This window comes from Serratia proteamaculans (genome assembly GCF_013337185.1).
GTDB classification, from domain to species: Bacteria; Pseudomonadota; Gammaproteobacteria; order Enterobacterales; family Enterobacteriaceae; genus Serratia; species Serratia proteamaculans_D.
The window spans coordinates 17,231-33,443 of the sequence record NZ_SWDE01000006.1; the positions used below are offsets into that span (position 1 = coordinate 17,231).

The 16,213-nt window shown below is 55.0% G+C and carries 16 protein-coding genes; 6 read left to right on the forward strand and 10 right to left on the reverse strand.

Going from position 1 to position 16,213, the window contains the following annotated elements:
* Positions 1-21: 21 nt before the first annotated feature.
* From proX (FCL49_RS19885) to FCL49_RS19910, 6 genes are all read right to left on the reverse strand, one after another.
* A complete protein-coding gene (gene proX / locus FCL49_RS19885) occupies positions 22-1,023 on the reverse strand; it encodes a glycine betaine/L-proline ABC transporter substrate-binding protein ProX (protein WP_174354855.1) in 1,002 nt (333 codons plus the stop codon).
* Between the two features lie 50 nt (positions 1,024-1,073).
* Positions 1,074-2,069, reverse strand: coding sequence for a glycine betaine/L-proline ABC transporter substrate-binding protein ProX (gene proX, locus FCL49_RS19890; RefSeq protein WP_174354856.1), 996 nt, complete (start codon positions 2,067-2,069; stop codon positions 1,074-1,076).
* 63 nt (positions 2,070-2,132) lie between these two features.
* The gene (proW, locus tag FCL49_RS19895) at positions 2,133-3,257 is read right to left on the reverse strand and encodes a glycine betaine/L-proline ABC transporter permease ProW (protein WP_174354857.1); all 1,125 of its coding nucleotides are present in this window, start codon (positions 3,255-3,257) and stop codon (positions 2,133-2,135) included.
* Positions 3,250-4,452 carry a glycine betaine/L-proline ABC transporter ATP-binding protein ProV gene (gene proV, locus FCL49_RS19900; protein ID WP_174355026.1) on the reverse strand — a complete coding sequence of 401 codons (1,203 nt, stop codon included), beginning with the start codon at positions 4,450-4,452 and terminating at the stop codon, positions 3,250-3,252. Before proV ends, proW begins: the two co-directional genes overlap by 8 nt.
* Positions 4,453-4,858: 406 nt before the next feature.
* A complete protein-coding gene (locus FCL49_RS19905) occupies positions 4,859-5,545 on the reverse strand; it encodes a response regulator (RefSeq protein WP_174355027.1) in 687 nt (228 codons plus the stop codon).
* A gap of 21 nt (positions 5,546-5,566) precedes the next feature.
* Entirely contained in the window at positions 5,567-7,165 is a 1,599-nt protein-coding gene (locus tag FCL49_RS19910; protein ID WP_174354858.1) for an ATP-binding protein, read from the reverse strand.
* A gap of 326 nt (positions 7,166-7,491) precedes the next feature.
* Here FCL49_RS19910 and FCL49_RS19915 point away from each other — a divergent pair, with 326 nt between their 5' ends.
* Positions 7,492-8,847: a 2-hydroxycarboxylate transporter family protein gene (locus FCL49_RS19915; protein WP_174354859.1), complete on the forward strand. Its 1,356-nt coding sequence runs from the start codon at positions 7,492-7,494 to the stop codon at positions 8,845-8,847.
* Positions 8,848-8,982: 135 nt separating this feature from the next.
* Complete coding sequence (locus tag FCL49_RS19920; protein WP_174354860.1) at positions 8,983-9,927, forward strand: MBL fold metallo-hydrolase; 945 nt, start codon at positions 8,983-8,985, stop codon at positions 9,925-9,927.
* A 31-nt stretch (positions 9,928-9,958) separates the two neighbouring features.
* Here the strand turns inward: FCL49_RS19920 and FCL49_RS19925 are convergent, their stop codons facing one another.
* Positions 9,959-10,852: a LysR family transcriptional regulator gene (locus FCL49_RS19925; RefSeq protein ID WP_174354861.1), complete on the reverse strand. Its 894-nt coding sequence runs from the start codon at positions 10,850-10,852 to the stop codon at positions 9,959-9,961.
* A 123-nt stretch (positions 10,853-10,975) separates the two neighbouring features.
* Here FCL49_RS19925 and FCL49_RS19930 point away from each other — a divergent pair, with 123 nt between their 5' ends.
* The 4 genes from FCL49_RS19930 to FCL49_RS19945 all read left to right on the forward strand — a co-directional run bounded on the left by FCL49_RS19930 (position 10,976) and on the right by FCL49_RS19945 (position 12,657).
* Positions 10,976-11,716 (forward strand): SDR family oxidoreductase, encoded by a 741-nt coding sequence (locus tag FCL49_RS19930; RefSeq protein ID WP_174354862.1) that lies wholly within the window; start codon positions 10,976-10,978, stop codon positions 11,714-11,716.
* A gap of 72 nt (positions 11,717-11,788) precedes the next feature.
* Positions 11,789-12,004 (forward strand): DUF1289 domain-containing protein, encoded by a 216-nt coding sequence (locus FCL49_RS19935; protein WP_174354863.1) that lies wholly within the window; start codon positions 11,789-11,791, stop codon positions 12,002-12,004.
* Positions 12,005-12,082: 78 nt separating this feature from the next.
* Complete coding sequence (locus tag FCL49_RS19940; RefSeq protein WP_061808371.1) at positions 12,083-12,370, forward strand: CopG family ribbon-helix-helix protein; 288 nt, start codon at positions 12,083-12,085, stop codon at positions 12,368-12,370.
* Positions 12,370-12,657 carry a type II toxin-antitoxin system RelE/ParE family toxin gene (locus FCL49_RS19945; protein WP_061808370.1) on the forward strand — a complete coding sequence of 96 codons (288 nt, stop codon included), beginning with the start codon at positions 12,370-12,372 and terminating at the stop codon, positions 12,655-12,657. Before FCL49_RS19940 ends, FCL49_RS19945 begins: the two co-directional genes overlap by 1 nt.
* A 45-nt stretch (positions 12,658-12,702) precedes the next feature.
* Here FCL49_RS19945 and nrdF read toward each other — a convergent pair whose 3' ends face one another.
* From nrdF to nrdI, 3 genes are read right to left on the reverse strand one after another with little or no spacing between them, the layout of a single operon-like run.
* Positions 12,703-13,674, reverse strand: a complete 972-nt coding sequence (nrdF, locus tag FCL49_RS19950; protein ID WP_112362826.1) for a class 1b ribonucleoside-diphosphate reductase subunit beta — start codon at positions 13,672-13,674, stop codon at positions 12,703-12,705.
* A gap of 8 nt (positions 13,675-13,682) precedes the next feature.
* Positions 13,683-15,827 (reverse strand): class 1b ribonucleoside-diphosphate reductase subunit alpha, encoded by a 2,145-nt coding sequence (gene nrdE, locus FCL49_RS19955; RefSeq protein WP_217434511.1) that lies wholly within the window; start codon positions 15,825-15,827, stop codon positions 13,683-13,685.
* Entirely contained in the window at positions 15,809-16,213 is a 405-nt protein-coding gene (gene nrdI, locus FCL49_RS19960; RefSeq protein WP_017893761.1) for a class Ib ribonucleoside-diphosphate reductase assembly flavoprotein NrdI, read from the reverse strand. The genes nrdE and nrdI overlap by 19 nt, the downstream gene beginning before the upstream one ends.

Sequence of the window (16,213 nt, forward strand, 5' to 3'; positions counted from 1 at the left end):
TGAACTGCGCCCCCTGTGCGATTACTTCTTCGCGGCTTCGGCGGCGGTTTTCACCCAGCCGTCAAAGGTGGCCTGATGCGCTTTGATCCAGCCATTAACATGGTTCTGGATATCGGCTTCGGACGCCTGACCTTGATGCATACGCAGGTTCTGCGCATTCACATCGCTAATCGGCAGCTTCATGATGGCAAACAGCTTGGCGGCTGCCGGGTTGGCCTGCGCCCACTGTTTGTTGGCGACGATGCGCATGACGCTCACCGGGAAACCATAGTTGGCACCGTTGGGCAGCTTGGTGTCGATATCTTTCTGACTGCCAGGCAGGGAGGAGAAAGGAACTTGCAGCCAAACCACATCGCGACCCGTGACCAGTACGTCACTGAGCCAATAAGGGGTCCAGGTGTAGTACAGGATGGGTTTGCCTTCCTTGTAGCGGGTAATGGTATCGGCAACCATCGCCGCGTAGTTACCCTGGTTGTGTTGGACGGTTTTATCCAGGCCGTAGGCCTTGATCTGGTGATTAATCACCGCTTCACAACCCCAACCTGGCGTACATCCGGTCAGATCGGCCTTACCGTCGTCGTTGGAGTCAAACAATTTGGCAATTTTGGGATCTTTCAACTGCGCAATGTTGGTGATGTGGTACTTATCGGCGGTTTTCTTGTCGATCAGATAACCCTGCGCGGCGTTGTTTACATAAATGCCTTCGCGATAAAATTTGGCATCACCGCCGGCGGCCTTGTATTGATCGTTGTGCAGTGGCTGCCAGTTCACTGCCATGAAGGTTGCGTCGCCAGAGGCGATTGAGGTGTAGGCGACGTTATAGTCCACTTCACGGGTGTCCTTGACGTCATAGCCCAACTTTTCCAGCGCCTTGCTGACCAGCATCGTCTGGAAGGTTTCTTCAGAGATGGTGCTTTGCACCGGCTGAACGCTAATGCCTTTACCCGGCAAGTCCGCGGCGGAAACCGCCTGTGAGCCAATCAATGTGGTAAGGGCAACTGCCCAGATTCCTGTAGTGCGCATAGTGAAATACCTTTTTATGTTATGAAGCCGGGATTTCCGGCACGTCGGGATTATTTCGCTGCCGCCGCAGCGGTGCTGACCCAGCCGTCAAAAGTGGCCTGGTGGGCTTTAATCCAGCCGTCTACGTGACGTTGTATATCGTCGGCGCTGTTCTCGCCCTTGTGCATACGCAGGTTCTGCGCATTCACGTCTGCCAACGGCAGCTTCATGATGGCGAACAGCTTGGCCGCCGCCGGGTTGGCCTGTGCCCATTGCTTGTTGGCAACGATGTGTTCGTCGTTGACGGCGAAGCCGTAATTTTTACCGTTCGGCAGTGCGGTATCCTTATCTTTCAACGAACCTGGGCTGGCGGAGAAGGGGACGGTCAACCAGACCACATCACGGCCGGGTGCCAGCTCGTCGCTGACCCAGTACGGCGTCCAGGTGAAGTACAGCACCGGTTTACCCTGCTTGTAGCGGGTCAGGGTGTCGGCGATGATGGCGGTGTAGTTGCCCTGGTTTTGGGCCACCGTATCGCTCAGACCATAGGCCTTGATTTGCGTGTCGATCACTTTTCCGCACGTCCAGCCAGGCTCACAACCGGCCAGATCGGCCTTGCCATCACCGTCGGCGTCAAACAGTTTGGCCAGCTTGGGATCTTTCAACTGCGAAATATCGCGGATGTGGTATTGATCGGCGGTTTTCTTGTCGATCAGATAGCCCTGTGCCGCATTAGTGATATAGGCACCCTGGCGATAGAACTTGTTGTCGCCGCCGGCGCTTTGGTACATGTCGGTTTGCAGTGGGTCCCAGTTCACCGCCATATAGGTGGCGTCACCGGAGGCGATAGAGGTATAGGCGATGTTGTATTCCACTTCGCCGGTCGGCTGGACGTCATAACCCAACTTGGTCAGGGCGCGGTTAACCAGTTCGGTCTGGAAGCTTTCTTCGGCGAGGGTGCTTTGCAAGGGCTTAACCGTGACGCCTTTGCCGGGAAGTTCGACGGCGAACGCCTGTGTGCCAAGCAATGAAGTCAGGGCCAAAGCCCAAATTCCTGTCGAGCGCATAGTGGTTCCTTCGATTTTATTGGTGCTTGTCGGTGCCCCCGACGCGGGCCGGGGGCAGGGCGATTAAGGCTTTTTGATGAAGGGCCGGGTGATCAGGCCGATGGGGCCGTGTGCGAACCAACGTCCCATGCCTTTGCTGCGGCGATCGCGCCCCAGCGACTGGGTGAGACGGTCGAGTATAATTGCCAGGATCACGATACCAACCCCACCGACCGCGGCCAGCCCCATATCGAGGCGACCGATACCACGCAGTACCATCTGGCCCAGACCGCCGACGGCGATCATCGAGGCGATCACCACCATCGACAGTGCCAGCATCAGCGTTTGGTTTACCCCGGCCATTATGGTCGGCATCGCCAATGGCAACTGCACTTTAAACAGCAGTTGGCGTGGGCTGGCACCAAAGGACTCCGCGGCTTCGATCAGATCTTCCGGCACCTGCTTAATGCCCAGAATGGTCAGCCGGACGATTGGCGGCAGGGCGAAGATAATGGTGACCACCACCCCCGGCACGTTACCGATACCGAACAGCATGACGATCGGTACCAGATAGACGAAGGCCGGCGTGGTTTGCATGGCGTCCAGCAACGGCCGTATGACCTTGCCTGCGTACTTGCTGCGCGCCAGCCAGATGCCGAGCGGCAAGCCGATGACGATACAGAAGAACAGGGCGGTCAATACCAGCGCCAGCGTCACCATGGCCTGTGACCAGGCACCAATAGCGCCGATGGCAATCAGGGAGACCAGCGTGGCGGCACCCATACCGAGGCTGGAAAGCTGCCAGGCAATCAGCGAGAACAGCAAAATGGCTACGGGTGCCGGCATGCCCAGCAGCAGTTGTTGAAAACCGCTGAGGATAAAGTCGACCGGGACGCGGATCCCCTGGAACAGCGGGCGAAAGTGCATTACCAGCCAATCAATGCCGTGGGTTACCCAGGAGTCAAACGGCACCCAGGTCTTGTGGAACGGATCCAGCAGGTTGAAATGCTCCGGCTGGGCCGGTGCGCTGTTAAGCCAGTCGGAACCTTGAGCGGCCTGATTAACGGCGTCATGGCTTGCCGGTGGCGGCGCGCTGGACCAGGCATCGCCGGCGGGAGCCGCTGAATTTGCAGCGTCAGTGGCCGGTGCGGCACTGGCACCGGCGTCGGCAGGCGCAGTGGCCCATGGATCCTGTGTAGTATCACTCATTCGTTGGGCCCTCTTTATCCAGGGCCTGCAACAGCATGGCCTTGGAAATAATTCCGATATAGTTATTTTCTTCGCAGACCACAGGTACCGCGCAAGGCGCCAGAGCGACCAATGAAATCAGTTCGCTTAGCGGCATGTCGGCCGGTACCGGGGCGGGAGCTTCCAGCAGGGCGTCATCCAGTGTCTGGTTGGCCGCCAGCGCCTGCTTGAGCGAATCTACCGACACTACGCCGATAAATTTCTTTCCGCGTTCAACAACATAACCATAATCACGGTCTTCATCGCGCAGCAGCTGTAATGCTGAGCGCGGACCAAAACCGGGGGTTTTACGAATAAGCGCTACCGGACGACGCTTGGCGATATCCCTGGCGCTGAAAACATGGCTGACATCAACGCCACGGAAGAAGGTGCGCACATAATCGTTGGCCGGATTATTTAATATTTCCTCCGGCGTACCGACCTGAATCACCTCACCGCCCTGCATAATGGCAATACGATCGCCAATACGCATAGCTTCGTCCAAATCATGGGAAATAAAGACGATGGTACGCTGATGTTGGGCCTGTAATTTAACCAGTTCATCCTGCATTTCGGTACGAATTAATGGATCAAGTGCTGAGAAAGCTTCATCCATCAATAATATATCCGGATTATTAGCCATAGCACGGGCTAATCCAACGCGTTGACGCATCCCACCGGAAAGTTCATCGGGATAAGAATGAGCGTAATTCTCCAGACCGACCTGACGCAGGGCCTCCAGGGCTTTTTCCTGACGTTCCTGCGGCGGAATACCGGCTAATTCCATACCGAATGCGGTGTTATTCAATACATTCATATGTGGCATTAAAGCGAATGATTGAAACACCATGCTGATCTTATTGCGGCGCACGGCGCGCAGTGCGGTGTCGGATATTTTCGATATATCCTCACCGTCAATCAGCACCTGCCCACGGGTGGGTTCTATCAGACGATTGAGAAGGCGTACCAGGGTGGATTTTCCCGAACCGGAAAGCCCCATGATGACAAAAATCTCGCCTTCTTCAATGGCCAGAGAGGCGTCTTTTACGCCTAGTGATAACCCGGTTTTTTCAAACAGTTGATCTTTTGTCAGACCTTTCTCAATCAGTTTGAATGCGCGATCCGGATGTTCGCCAAATATCTTATACAGGTTCTTTACTTCGAGTTTAATTGCCATGCAATTTGCTGTTTCCTCTGATGAATTATCAAACGATAAAAAATGTCCCAATAGAAAATAATAGTCCCCTATACCCTAACACAGTGAATATCTGAGACAACCCTCAATGTCCGATGAATGGGATATTAGCGATTTACATCAACATTTCTATTGGTTATGGTAGTGGGGTGGATATTCAATTATTTGAATCTACTATTTGCCTTAAATGCTTGGTTTTAAGTAAAAATAATCCTGCTGCATTAATGTTATTATTTCCCCGTTCGGCGCTGAATTCAGACAATAAAAAACCCGACCATAGGCCGGGTAAAAGTCATCAGTATTTCATTAATTTCAACGACAGGTGCCGATATCGAGGGGATATCGCCGCAGTCATATTATCCGCCTAATATGACAGGCAGATGTCAGATTAAACCTTGCGATACAGGCGGCGTGGATGGCCGATATTGCCGTACATCATCTCTACGCGCACGAACTGGGTAGCGACGCAATATTCCAGATAACGCCGGGCGGTGGTCTTGCTGATACCCACCTGTTTGACCACGTCTTCCACCGCGTGCGCAGCCTCCGGCTGTTCGATAAACAGCGCCTGTACCAACTCCAGCGTGTTGGTTTCAATGCCCTTGGCACTGGGCTCGCTGGAGAACTGTTTGGATTGCAGGTTATACAGCGCGTCGACGTTGCTTTGGTCGATCACCTTAAAGGTTCGCTGGGTTTGAACAAACTGCATAAAACGTTCTAGCGAATTGCGCAGCCGCTTGTAGGACACCGGTTTGATGATGTAGTCGAAGGCACCGTTGCGGATCGCCTGGCTGCAGGTGTTCATATCGCTGGCGGCGGTAATGAAGATCACCGAACAACCGGGGTTTTTCACCGCAGTTTCTTCCATCAGTTCGATGCCCTGGCCGTCCGGCAGAAAATTATCCAGCAGGATCAGACGTGGCTGGTGGGCGTTGACTTTGGCTCTGGCCTCGGCCAGCGTGGCGGCATAAGCCACCACCCGCAGAGCAAAGTTCTGCTCAATAAACTCGGCGTGCAGCGTGGCCAACTGCGGCTCATCTTCCACGATCAAAACGTCCAGTGCTTCTGGTTGCATCATTCGGGTGCTCGAAACGGGTTATAAGGTTTTAGGGATAAATAAAGAAAAAATAGCCCCGTGCGGCTCGTTGTCCGACACTTCTATACTGCCATGGGCCTGCGCTACGTGGCTGGCGACCAAATGCAAACCTATGCCGTGGTCGCCTTTGTCATCTTTGGTGGTGATGCCCTGCTCGAACAGCGTGTCACGCACCTCGGCTGCAATGCCGGTACCGCGATCGGCCACTTCAATCACCAGCTCATTGCTGTTATCGCTAATATAGAGTTCTACCGCCTCGTGTGGTTCGGCGCAATGCAGCGTAGCGTCTACCGCATTATCCAGCAAATTGCCGATGATCGACATCAGTTCGGTTTCATTCAGCGCCGCCGGGATTTGCCGTAGCTGACAGGCGGGATCGAAGCGCAGCTCAACGCCTTTTTCCTTCGCACTGGAGTACTTGCCCAACAGCAAACCACAGAGCGCCGCCGAGCTGAAACGCTGTGAAATAAAGTCTAGGATCTCCTGCGCGCCTTCCGATTGAGCCTCCACATAGCGGATCGCCTCGTCGTAGCGCTGCATATGCAGCAGCCCGGCCAGGGTGGCCGTCCAGTTAAGCTGCTCATGGCGCATGATGCGCAGGTTGTCAGCGTAGCGTTTGACCTGGCTGAGCTGGCTGCTCAGGGTATTGATGTCGTTCTTGTCACGGAAGCTGATCACCCAGCCCTGCAACTCTTGTTCCTGCATGATACGTACCCGGCTGGCGATCACCCGCACGTGGTTAAAGCGACAAACCTCGTCGTGGGTGTCGTGCCCCAACTGGGAAGCACCGAAGAAGTCCGGCTGTGACTGGATAATCTCGCCGATATTGCGGCCCATCAGAGCGGCGGCAGGCTGGCGTAGCTCCAGCAGTTCGCGCGCCGCGTGGTTAATGGTGATGATCCGCAGTTGCGGGTCGACGGCAATCACCCCTTCGTAGATGGCTTCCAGCAAGGCTTTTTGCTGACGCACCAGCAGCGCAATTTCTTTGGGTTCCAGCCAGAACATCTGGCGTTTTAAATTCTTCGACAACAACCAGGAAAAAACAAACAGAGCGATTAATAACAACACAATAGATCCGACGATTTGCGTCAGGGTTCTGGCATTCAGGTTGTCGATATGGGATTTCAGATAGCCGACCGAAACAATGCCGATGACGTTATTATGCTCATCCATAATGGGCGCTTTACTGCGCAGTGAAATTCCGATGCCCCCTTTGCGGATGGAAATAATACTTCTCCCTTCCAAAACTTCTTTATTATCACCTCCGACCATCGGGGTACCAACAATATTGGCGTATTCGGAGTGGTAAAGGTGCCGGGTTTGCTTATCGCCGATGACGATATAGCTGGCATCGCTGCTGGCACGTATTTTTTTCATCAGCTCGGCAATTTTAACCGGGTCGTTTTGTTCCACCGCGCTGACCAGCGAAGGGATCAGGGCAATCTCCCTGGCCTGCACCTGCGCTCGCGCGCCAAGATCGCGATGCAACTGGGCATCGAGCTGGTAGTAGGTGTAAGCGCCAATAAAGGTTAACAGCACGCAGGAGAAGGCGACCAGGCACAGGAACAGCTTGATTTGAAATGAGAGTTTTATGCGCATGGCCTGGGGTTCACCCTGAGAGATCCTGAGTGCTTACCCTATCATGAGTCGCCGTTAATGTAATATTGCGCCGGATCAACTTGTGATCGCAGCCACGGGTTTATTCTTGGCGGGTCGCCACATTCACGGCTGCAATAAAAGTGATAAGTTTTAAAGTTTAAATAACATTAACACCATTAAAACCGCGCTCTATTTTACATAACCTCTATTAACACCATAGAAACCATAACCACCATTAAAAACCCTTTTTTAATTTGAACAAAATCACAGCAGATAATCCGTGCGTTTCTCTATGATGGCTGAACAAACTAATAAGAGGCCAGATTATGAGCACAACCGATGATTCTTACCTCGTCGCCAAAGACAAAGCAGCTGAAATACCGTTGCGTGAAAAATGGTGGCGCATACTGGATACTTACAAAGTAGGGATTATTCCGTTGCCGTTCTTTGTTCTGGCCGGCATGCTTATTTTACTCGATTGTCTGGAAGGGAAATTACCCAGCGATATCGTAGTGATGGTCGCTACCTTGGCTTTCTTTGGCTTTGCCTGCGGTGAGTTCGGTAAACGCCTGCCGTTGATTGGCAAAATGGGAGCCGCGGCGATCTGCGCCACCTTTATTCCATCCGCGATGGTGCATTACGGCCTGCTGCCGGATGTCGTGGTGGAGTCGACCACCAAATTCTATAAGTCGACCAATATTCTGTATCTCTATATCTGCTGCATTATCGTCGGCAGCATTATGAGTATGAACCGCCAGGTGTTGATCCAGGGGTTCCTGCGCGTCTTCGCACCAATGTTGTGCGGTGAGGTTGTTGGCATGCTGGTGGGCATGGCCGTTGGCATGGCTCTTGGGCTGGAACCCTTCCAGATTTTCTTCTTCCTGATCTTGCCGATCATGGCCGGCGGCGTCGGTGAGGGCGCTATCCCGCTGTCGATGGGCTACGCGGCCATCCTGCATATGGACCAGGGGGTTGCACTGGGCCGCATTCTGCCAATAGTGATGCTCGGCGGCCTGACCGCGATTGTTCTCGCCGGCTTGCTGAACCAACTCGGCAAGCGCTACCCGCACCTGACCGGCGAAGGCAGCCTGATGCCCAACAAGCAGGGCGACAGCGAGATGAGCGCGGTAGAAAAATTCAGTGGCAAGGTGGATGTCAGCACCATTGCCTGTGGCGCACTGCTGGCGATTCTGCTGTACATGGTAGGGATGTTGCTGCACCGCATGATTGGCCTGCCGGCACCGGTCGGCATGCTGTTTGCCGCAGTGGTGGTGAAGCTGGCGCACGGCGTGTCGCCACGTATTCAGGAAGGTTCGCAGGTGGTGTACAAGTTCTTCCGTACGGCGGTGACTTACCCGATTCTGTTTGCCGTCGGCGTAGCTATCACCCCGTGGCAGGAATTGGTTGATGCCTTCACTATCCAAAATCTGGTGGTGATTGTCAGCACCGTTTGCGCACTGGTGGCGACCGGTTTCTTCGTCGGCAAAAAAATTGGTATGCACCCGATCGACGTGGCGATTGTCTCCTGCTGCCAGAGTGGGCAGGGCGGTACCGGTGATGTGGCCATCCTGACTGCCGGTAACCGTATGTCGCTGATGCCGTTTGCCCAAATCGCCACCCGCATCGGCGGCGCGATTAACGTCTCCCTCTCTTTATTAGTCCTGGCCAAATTCTTCGTATAAATAAAAGAACCTCAGTTTTCTTTGCCTTTCCCCGCCCCCGCGGGGATTTTTTTTGCCTGTGTCATCGCTCTTCCGGGCAGGCTCTGGGTTTTGCGTTAATACTTAGCGCTGCCAAATTTACAATATGGAGTCGTTATGTTCTGGAAACGTTACCTGCTGGGGGCGGCGCTGGCCGTCATGTCACTGCAAACTCTGGCCGCTGCGGCACAGGTGAAAACCCCCGCGCCGGGTTTTTATCGCATTATGCTGGGCAGCTATGAAGTCACCGTATTGTCCGATGGCATCATCCGTTTGCCGGTGGACAAACTGCTGCTTAACAGCTCGCCAAAGCAGATTGAAACCGCCTTGGCGGAGCATCATCAGAAACTGCCGTTAGCCACCTCGGTCAATGCCTATTTGATCAACACCGGCAGTAAGCTGATCCTGATTGATACCGGTGCCGGCAAATTGCTGGGGGACGGGTTGGGCAAGCTGGTTGCCAATCTGAAGGCTGCCGGCTACCAGCCGCAGCAGGTGGACGAAATTTATCTGACCCATCTGCATCCGGATCATCTCGGCGGCCTGTCGCAAAACGGCAAGGCGGTATTCCCGAATGCGGTGGTGCGCGCCAGTCAGCAGGATGCCGATTTTTGGCTGAGCGAGAGCCGACTGAAGCAGGCGAAGAGCGAAGACAAAGCCTCGTTTGAAAGGGCCATCGCGGCGATCAAACCTTATCAGGCTGCCGGGCACTTTAAATCTTTTGCCAGTGACGGTGAGTTGTCTCCGGGGATCAGCGCGTTCGCGGCTCACGGCCATACGCCGGGCCACAGCATTTATCAGGTAGAGAGCCAGGGCAAAAAGCTGCTGGTGATTGGCGATCTGATCCATGTGGCGGCAGTGCAGCTTCCCGATCCGCGCGTTGCAATAAGTTTCGACAGCGATGCCAAAGCGGCGGTGGCTCAGCGCCTGCGAGTCTTTAGTGATAGTGCCCGACAGAGTGTGCTGGTGGGCGCAGCGCATCTGTCATTCCCGGGTTTGGGCTATCTGAATCAGCAGGGTGAAGGCTACAACTGGGTACCGCTGGATTACGGCACCCTGTAAGCCATTGACCGCCCTTATGGGGGCGGTTTTTTCAGCGGTTGGCTGCGGCGAACACCTTGCTGAACCAGTCGATAAATACCCGTACCCGGGGCGAAAGCTGGCGACTGCGCGGATACAACAGCGATACCGGCATCGGCGTGGAGGGGAATTGTGGTAACAGCGGCAGCAGGCTGCCTCTGGCTAAGTCTTCGCGCAGATGATAGCGCGGAACCTGAATAATCCCCAATCCCATACGGGCCGCTGCCACCAGGCTTTCCGCCGCGCTGACCGACACCGTGCAGGGCAAGATTATCTGCTGCGGCTGGCCTGCGACGTTAAACTCCAGTGGCATTATGCTGCCGCTGGCCGAGGAGCGAAAACCCACCATGCGGTGTCCTTCAAGTTCATTGATGCCAAGCGGCGTGCCGAAGCGTTGCAGATAGTCCGGCGCAGCGCAGGTCACTTCCTCCAGCTCACCCAGCCGACGCGCCACCATATCGCTGTCTTTCAGTTTGCCGACGCGGATCACGCAGTCGATGCCTTCCCGCACCGGATCCACCAGCCGATCGCCTTCGCTCATAAAAAATTCGATATCCGGATATTGCGCCAGAAAGTCGGGCAACCCTGGCAGCAGAAAGTGCCGTGCCAGCGTGCCGTGTACATCAATGCGTAATAACCCACGCGGTTTTGCGCCGGCAAAGGCCATCTCGGCATCTTCGATATCCGCCAGAATAGTCAGGCAGCGCTGATAGTAGGCCTCACCATCTAGCGTGGGGCTGACGTGGCGAGTGGTGCGCTGTAGCAGCCGCACCTGCAACCGGGCCTCCAGCTGTTTGATAGCATCGGTCACCGTCGATCGTGGCAGAGCCAGATCCTGCGCGGCCTGGGTAAAACTGCGTTGTTCCACCACGCGGGTGAACAGACGCATGGCGTCAATTCTGTCCATGAGATTGTTCGCTAAATTCGAATAGTGATACCGAAGATTAGGGGATTATCCGCCATTGCGAAAGGTGCATGATGACCTCACGCCAGCAAGCCTGCCGGCGCAGCGCCGACGAGGAGAGATCAGATGAACACTACTACCCAACAAGTTGCCATCGTAACCGGCGCATCACGCGGCATCGGTGCCGCCATCGCCGAACGGCTGGCCGCCGACGGTATGACCGTGATCGTCAATTATTCAGGTAATCAGGCCCTGGCCGATCAACTGGTGCGCAAAATTGAGCAAAATGGCGGCCGCGCGCTAAGCGCCAAAGCGGACGTCAGCGATGCCGCAGCGGTGGCAAAAATGTTTGATCATGCCGAACAGGCCTTCGGCGGCGTGGATATTTTGGTCAACAACGCCGGGGTAATTGCACTGGCCCCAGTGGCGGAAATGAGCGATGCCGATGCCGACCGGCTGATCGACATCAACCTGAAAGGCACCTTCAATACTCTGCGTGAAGCGGCGAAACGTCTGCGCGACAATGGCCGCATCATCAACTTTTCTTCCAGCGTGGTCGGGCTGTTGCAACCGAGCTACGGCATGTACGCCGCCAGTAAGGCCGCCGTTGAGGCGTTGACCAGCGTGCTGGCGAAAGAACTGCGCGGGCGTAATATCACCGTCAATGCGATAGCACCAGGCCCGACCGCCACCGGATTGTTCCTGGACGGTAAAACGCCAGAGTTAATCGAGCGACTGGCGAAAATGGCGCCGCTGGAACGCCTGGGCCAGCCGCAGGATATCGCCGCGGCGGTGTCATTTTTAGCCGGTGCCGACGGGGCCTGGATCAACGGCCAAACCCTGCGTGCCAACGGTGGCATTATCTGATGCCTGCGGCCGGTTTTTCCGCCACGGGATCGGGTATCCTGTGGCAGGAAATCCACCGTGAGGAAGTGTTTAATGGTAGGCCGTAGTAGAAGAAGGAAGGCGGGCAGCCAGATTGACGATGGCGTCCGTTCCCCCTGCAATAACGTTTGCCAGATCGACACCGAAAAGGCGTGGTGCCGTGGCTGTTGGCGTACGCTGGATGAAATCGCCACCTGGTCGAGCGCCGATGACGATGAAAAGCGGGCCATCTGGCAACGCATCCGGCAGCGTGCAATGGCGATTAAATGAACAATGCTGTTGAGTAATCAATGTTGATGTAGCACAATTGAGCTACATTCGCTTTGTCTGTGTCGAGGTTTGTTGACTATGCCGACTACCACCATCCGTATACCAGAAGAACTTAAAGCCCGAGTTGCGGCCGTAGCAGAGCAAGCCGGCGTGACTTCACACAGCTTTATTCTGCAGGCTATTGCCGAGAAAACTCAGCAGGAAGAATTGCGGCGTAATTTTGAAGAAGAAGCGGAAAAACGTTATGCCAACATTGTTGCTACGGGGGAAACTATTCCCTGGAGTGATATGCGTAGCTATCTGGAAAGTTATGTAGCAGGGGACACTGCTGCAGCCAAACCTTCTGTTAAAAAGCTGGGGGACTAATGACAAAAGTCGAGTTGGCGCCAGAGGTCAGGGATGATATTGAGCGTATTCTCGTCCATTTGGCACATTATGAGGTTGCAGACTCAGGACGGCGAATTGAGGAAATTATCCAGGCTATTGCAGTACTGGAACATAATCCGCTAATTGGTCGGCCGCTTGGGTCAGGAAAGCGTGAGTTGATCATTGGTCAGCAAACTCATGGATATTTGGCTCTTTACAAATACATTCCTGATATTGATACGGCATTTATTCTGGCGATCCGAAGTCAGAAAGAGCTTGGTTATTAATGTTGCGATACCGTCCTCATTAGGACGATATCGCGATAATTAACCTCAGAAATCCCAGTCGTCATCCTCGGTATTGACCGCTTTGCCAATCACGTAAGACGAGCCGGAGCCGGAGAAGAAATCGTGATTCTCATCGGCGTTTGGCGACAGCGCAGACAGAATCGCCGGATTGACCTCCGCCATCGACGGCGGGAACAGCGCTTCGTAACCCAGGTTCATCAGCGCCTTGTTGGCGTTATAGTGCAGGAAGGTTTTCACGTCTTCGCTCCAGCCCACGCCGTCGTACAGCTCCTCGGTGTAACGCACCTCGTTGTCATACAGGTCCTGCAGCAGATCGAAGGCAAAGTTTTTCACCTGTTGCCGGCGGGCGGCATCGACTTTCTCCAACCCCTTCTGGAATTTATAGCCAATGTAATAGCCGTGGACTGCCTCGTCGCGGATGATCAGCCGGATCAGATCGGCGGTGTTGGTCAGTTTGGCGCGGCTCGACCAGTACATCGGTAGGTAGAAGCCCGAATAAAACAGGAAGGACTCGAGGAACACGCTGGCGACCTTTTTCATCAGCGGATCGTCACTGCGGTAATGGGCCAAAATGATGCTGGCCTTTTTCTGCAGCGCACGGTTTTCCTCGCTCCAGCGGTAGGCGTCGTCGACGTCCGGCGTTTGGCACAGCGTGGAGAAAATCGAGCTGTAGGAGCGGGCGTGTACCGCCTCCATAAAGCTGATATTGGAGTACACCGCTTCCTCGTGCGGCGTAATGGCATCAGCGATCAGCGCGGGTGCGCCGACGGTATTCTGAATGGTATCCAGCAGCGTCAGGCCGGTGAACACCCGGATGGTCAGTTGCTGTTCCTTCGGCGTCAGCGTGGCCCACGACGGAATATCGTTCGACAGCGGCACTTTCTCCGGCAGCCAGAAGTTGGAAGTCAGACGGTTCCACACCTCCAGATCCTTGTCGTCTTCAATGATGTTCCAGTTGACTGCGCGCACCAGCTGCGCCGGTTTAATGCTATTCATAATTTGCCTCACAGCGCGCAGGACACGCAGCCCTGCACCTCGGTGCCTTCCAACGCCATCTGGCGCAGGCGGATGTAATAAATGGTTTTGATGCCTTTACGCCAGGCGTAAATCTGCGCGCGGTTGATGTCGCGCGTACTGGCGGTATCGCGGAAGAACAGCGTCAGCGACAATCCCTGATCAACGTGCTGGCTGGCGGCGGCATAGGTATCAATGATCTTTTCCGGCCCGATGTCATAGGCATCCTGGTAATACTCCTGGTTGTCGTTGGTCATATAGGGCGCCGGATAATACACGCGGCCAATCTTGCCCTCTTTGCGGATCTCGATGCGTGACACGATCGGATGGATGCTGGAGGTCGAATTATTGATGTAAGAAATGGAACCGGTCGGTGGCACCGCCTGCAGGTTCTGGTTATACAACCCGTGCATCATTACCGACTGGCGCAGCGCCAGCCACTCTTCACGGCCTGGAATGGCAATATTGGCGTCGGCGAACAGGGCGCGAACCCGTTCGGTCTGCGGCAGCCAATCCCGTTCGGTGTATTTGCTGAAATACTCACCGGAGGCGTAGGTGGAATCCTCAAAGCCGGCGAATGCGCTGCCGCGCTCGATAGCCAACTGGTTCGAGGCGCGAATGGCGTGGTAAGCGACGGTATAGAAATAGATATTGGTGAAGTCGATGCCTTCTTCAGAGCCATAGAAGATGCGTTCGCGTGCCAGATAGCCATGCAGGTTCATCTGGCCCAGACCGATGGCGTGCGAGCTGCGATTGCCTTCGGCGATCGACGGCACCGAACGAATGTCGCTCATGTCCGCCACGGCCGTCAGCGCACGGATTGCGGTGTCGATGGCTTTGCCGAAGTCCGGTGCATCCATGGTTTTGGCGATATTCAGCGAGCCGAGGTTGCAGGAGATATCCTTGCCTACCTGGTCATAGCTCAGGTCATCGTGGTAAGTGCTGGCGCGGTTAACCTGCAAAATCTCCGAGCACAGGTTACTCATATTGATGCGTCCGGCGATCGGATTCTCACGATTGACGGTATCTTCAAACATCATGTACGGGTAACCGGACTCAAACTGGATCTCCGCCAGCACCTGGAAGAACTCGCGCGCATTGATGCGTGATTTGCGGATGCGTTTGTCATCCACCATTTCGCGGTATTTCTCGCTGACGCTGATTTCAGAGAAGGGCACGCCATACACCTGCTCGACGTCATACGGCGAGAACAGGTACATCTCTTCATTATTCTTTGCCAGTTCGAAGGTGATATCCGGGATCACCACGCCGAGCGACAGCGTTTTAATGCGGATCTTTTCGTCGGCGTTTTCGCGCTTGGTGTCGAGGAAACGCAGGATATCCGGGTGGTGAGCATTGAGATAGACCGCCCCGGCCCCCTGGCGTGCGCCCAGCTGGTTGGCGTAAGAGAAGGCATCTTCCAGCATTTTCATGATTGGAATGACGCCGGAGGACTGGTTCTCAATGCGTTTGATCGGCGCGCCGACTTCACGGATGTTGGTCAGCAAAAATGCCACGCCGCCGCCACGCTTCGACAGTTGCAGCGCAGAATTCACCGCCCGGCCAATCGACTCCATGTTGTCTTCAATGCGTAGCAGGAAGCAGGAAACCAGTTCGCCGCGCTGCTGTTTGCCGCAGTTGAGGAAGGTTGGCGTCGCCGGCTGGAAGCGACCGGAGATCATCTCTTCTACCAAATCCTGCGCCAGTGCGGTATCGCCAGCGGCCAGCGTCATGGCGACCATGCACACCCGGTCTTCATAGCGTTCCAGGTAGCGTTTGCCGTCAAAGGTTTTCAACGTGTAACTGGTGTAGTACTTGAAGGCCCCGAGAAAGGTCTCGAAGCGGAATTTTTTCGCGTAGGCCTGCTGGAACAGCTGCTTGATAAAGGCGAAGTCGTACTGCGCCAGCACGCTTTGCTCGTAATAGCCTTCTTCCACCAGATAACGCAGCTTTTCTTCCAGGTTGTGGAAGAACACGGTGTTCTGATTGACGTGCTGCAGGAAGTAGTGCCGCGCCGCCAGCCGATCCTTGTCAAACTGGATGCGACCTTCGGCATCATAAAGATTGAGCATCGCGTTGAGCGAATGGTAATCCAGCGCGCTGGTGGCGGGCCGGGTCAGTTCTGTCGTTGCCAAAATGCGGTTACTCCCTGTCGAACGTTTGCAACGTCTTGTGTGGTGCCGAGCAGTTCAAAGCGGTAAAGAAAAGGCACCTGACATTTTTTGGCGATGATATCGCCGGCAATGCCGTACGCTGCACCGAAATTGGTATTCCCGGCGGCGATAACGCCGCGCAGGAAGGCGCGATTCTGCGGATCGTTGAGAAAGCGGATCACCTGGATCGGCACGGCTCCCACGGCGCTGCCGCCGCCATAGCTGGGCACGATCAAAATATAGGGTGTTTCCATCAACAGTTTGCTGCGGGCACCGGCGATCGGTATGCGCATCGCCGGCAAGCCCAGCTTTTCAACGAACCTGTGGGTGTTCTCCGAGCTGCTGGAGAAATAGACCAGCGGGTTCAT

Bases quoted from the DNA above. Each gene is read 5' to 3' on its own strand.
- FCL49_RS19945 (WP_061808370.1), top strand. From the start codon at position 12,370: ATGACAAAAGTCGAGTTGGCGCCAGAGGTCAGGGATGATATTGAGCGT.
- proX (WP_174354856.1), bottom strand. From the start codon at position 2,069: ATGCGCTCGACAGGAATTTGGGCTTTGGCCCTGACTTCATTGCTTGGC.
- FCL49_RS19905 (WP_174355027.1), bottom strand. From the start codon at position 5,545: ATGCAACCAGAAGCACTGGACGTTTTGATCGTGGAAGATGAGCCGCAG.
- FCL49_RS19910 (WP_174354858.1), bottom strand. From the start codon at position 7,165: ATGCGCATAAAACTCTCATTTCAAATCAAGCTGTTCCTGTGCCTGGTC.
- nrdI (WP_017893761.1), bottom strand. From the start codon at position 16,213: ATGAACCCGCTGGTCTATTTCTCCAGCAGCTCGGAGAACACCCACAGG.
- FCL49_RS19925 (WP_174354861.1), bottom strand. From the start codon at position 10,852: ATGGACAGAATTGACGCCATGCGTCTGTTCACCCGCGTGGTGGAACAA.
- FCL49_RS19930 (WP_174354862.1), top strand. From the start codon at position 10,976: ATGAACACTACTACCCAACAAGTTGCCATCGTAACCGGCGCATCACGC.
- nrdF (WP_112362826.1), bottom strand. From the start codon at position 13,674: ATGAATAGCATTAAACCGGCGCAGCTGGTGCGCGCAGTCAACTGGAAC.
- proX (WP_174354855.1), bottom strand. From the start codon at position 1,023: ATGCGCACTACAGGAATCTGGGCAGTTGCCCTTACCACATTGATTGGC.
- FCL49_RS19940 (WP_061808371.1), top strand. From the start codon at position 12,083: ATGCCGACTACCACCATCCGTATACCAGAAGAACTTAAAGCCCGAGTT.
- proV (WP_174355026.1), bottom strand. From the start codon at position 4,452: ATGGCAATTAAACTCGAAGTAAAGAACCTGTATAAGATATTTGGCGAA.
- FCL49_RS19935 (WP_174354863.1), top strand. From the start codon at position 11,789: ATGGTAGGCCGTAGTAGAAGAAGGAAGGCGGGCAGCCAGATTGACGAT.
- proW (WP_174354857.1), bottom strand. From the start codon at position 3,257: ATGAGTGATACTACACAGGATCCATGGGCCACTGCGCCTGCCGACGCC.
- FCL49_RS19915 (WP_174354859.1), top strand. From the start codon at position 7,492: ATGAGCACAACCGATGATTCTTACCTCGTCGCCAAAGACAAAGCAGCT.
- FCL49_RS19920 (WP_174354860.1), top strand. From the start codon at position 8,983: ATGTTCTGGAAACGTTACCTGCTGGGGGCGGCGCTGGCCGTCATGTCA.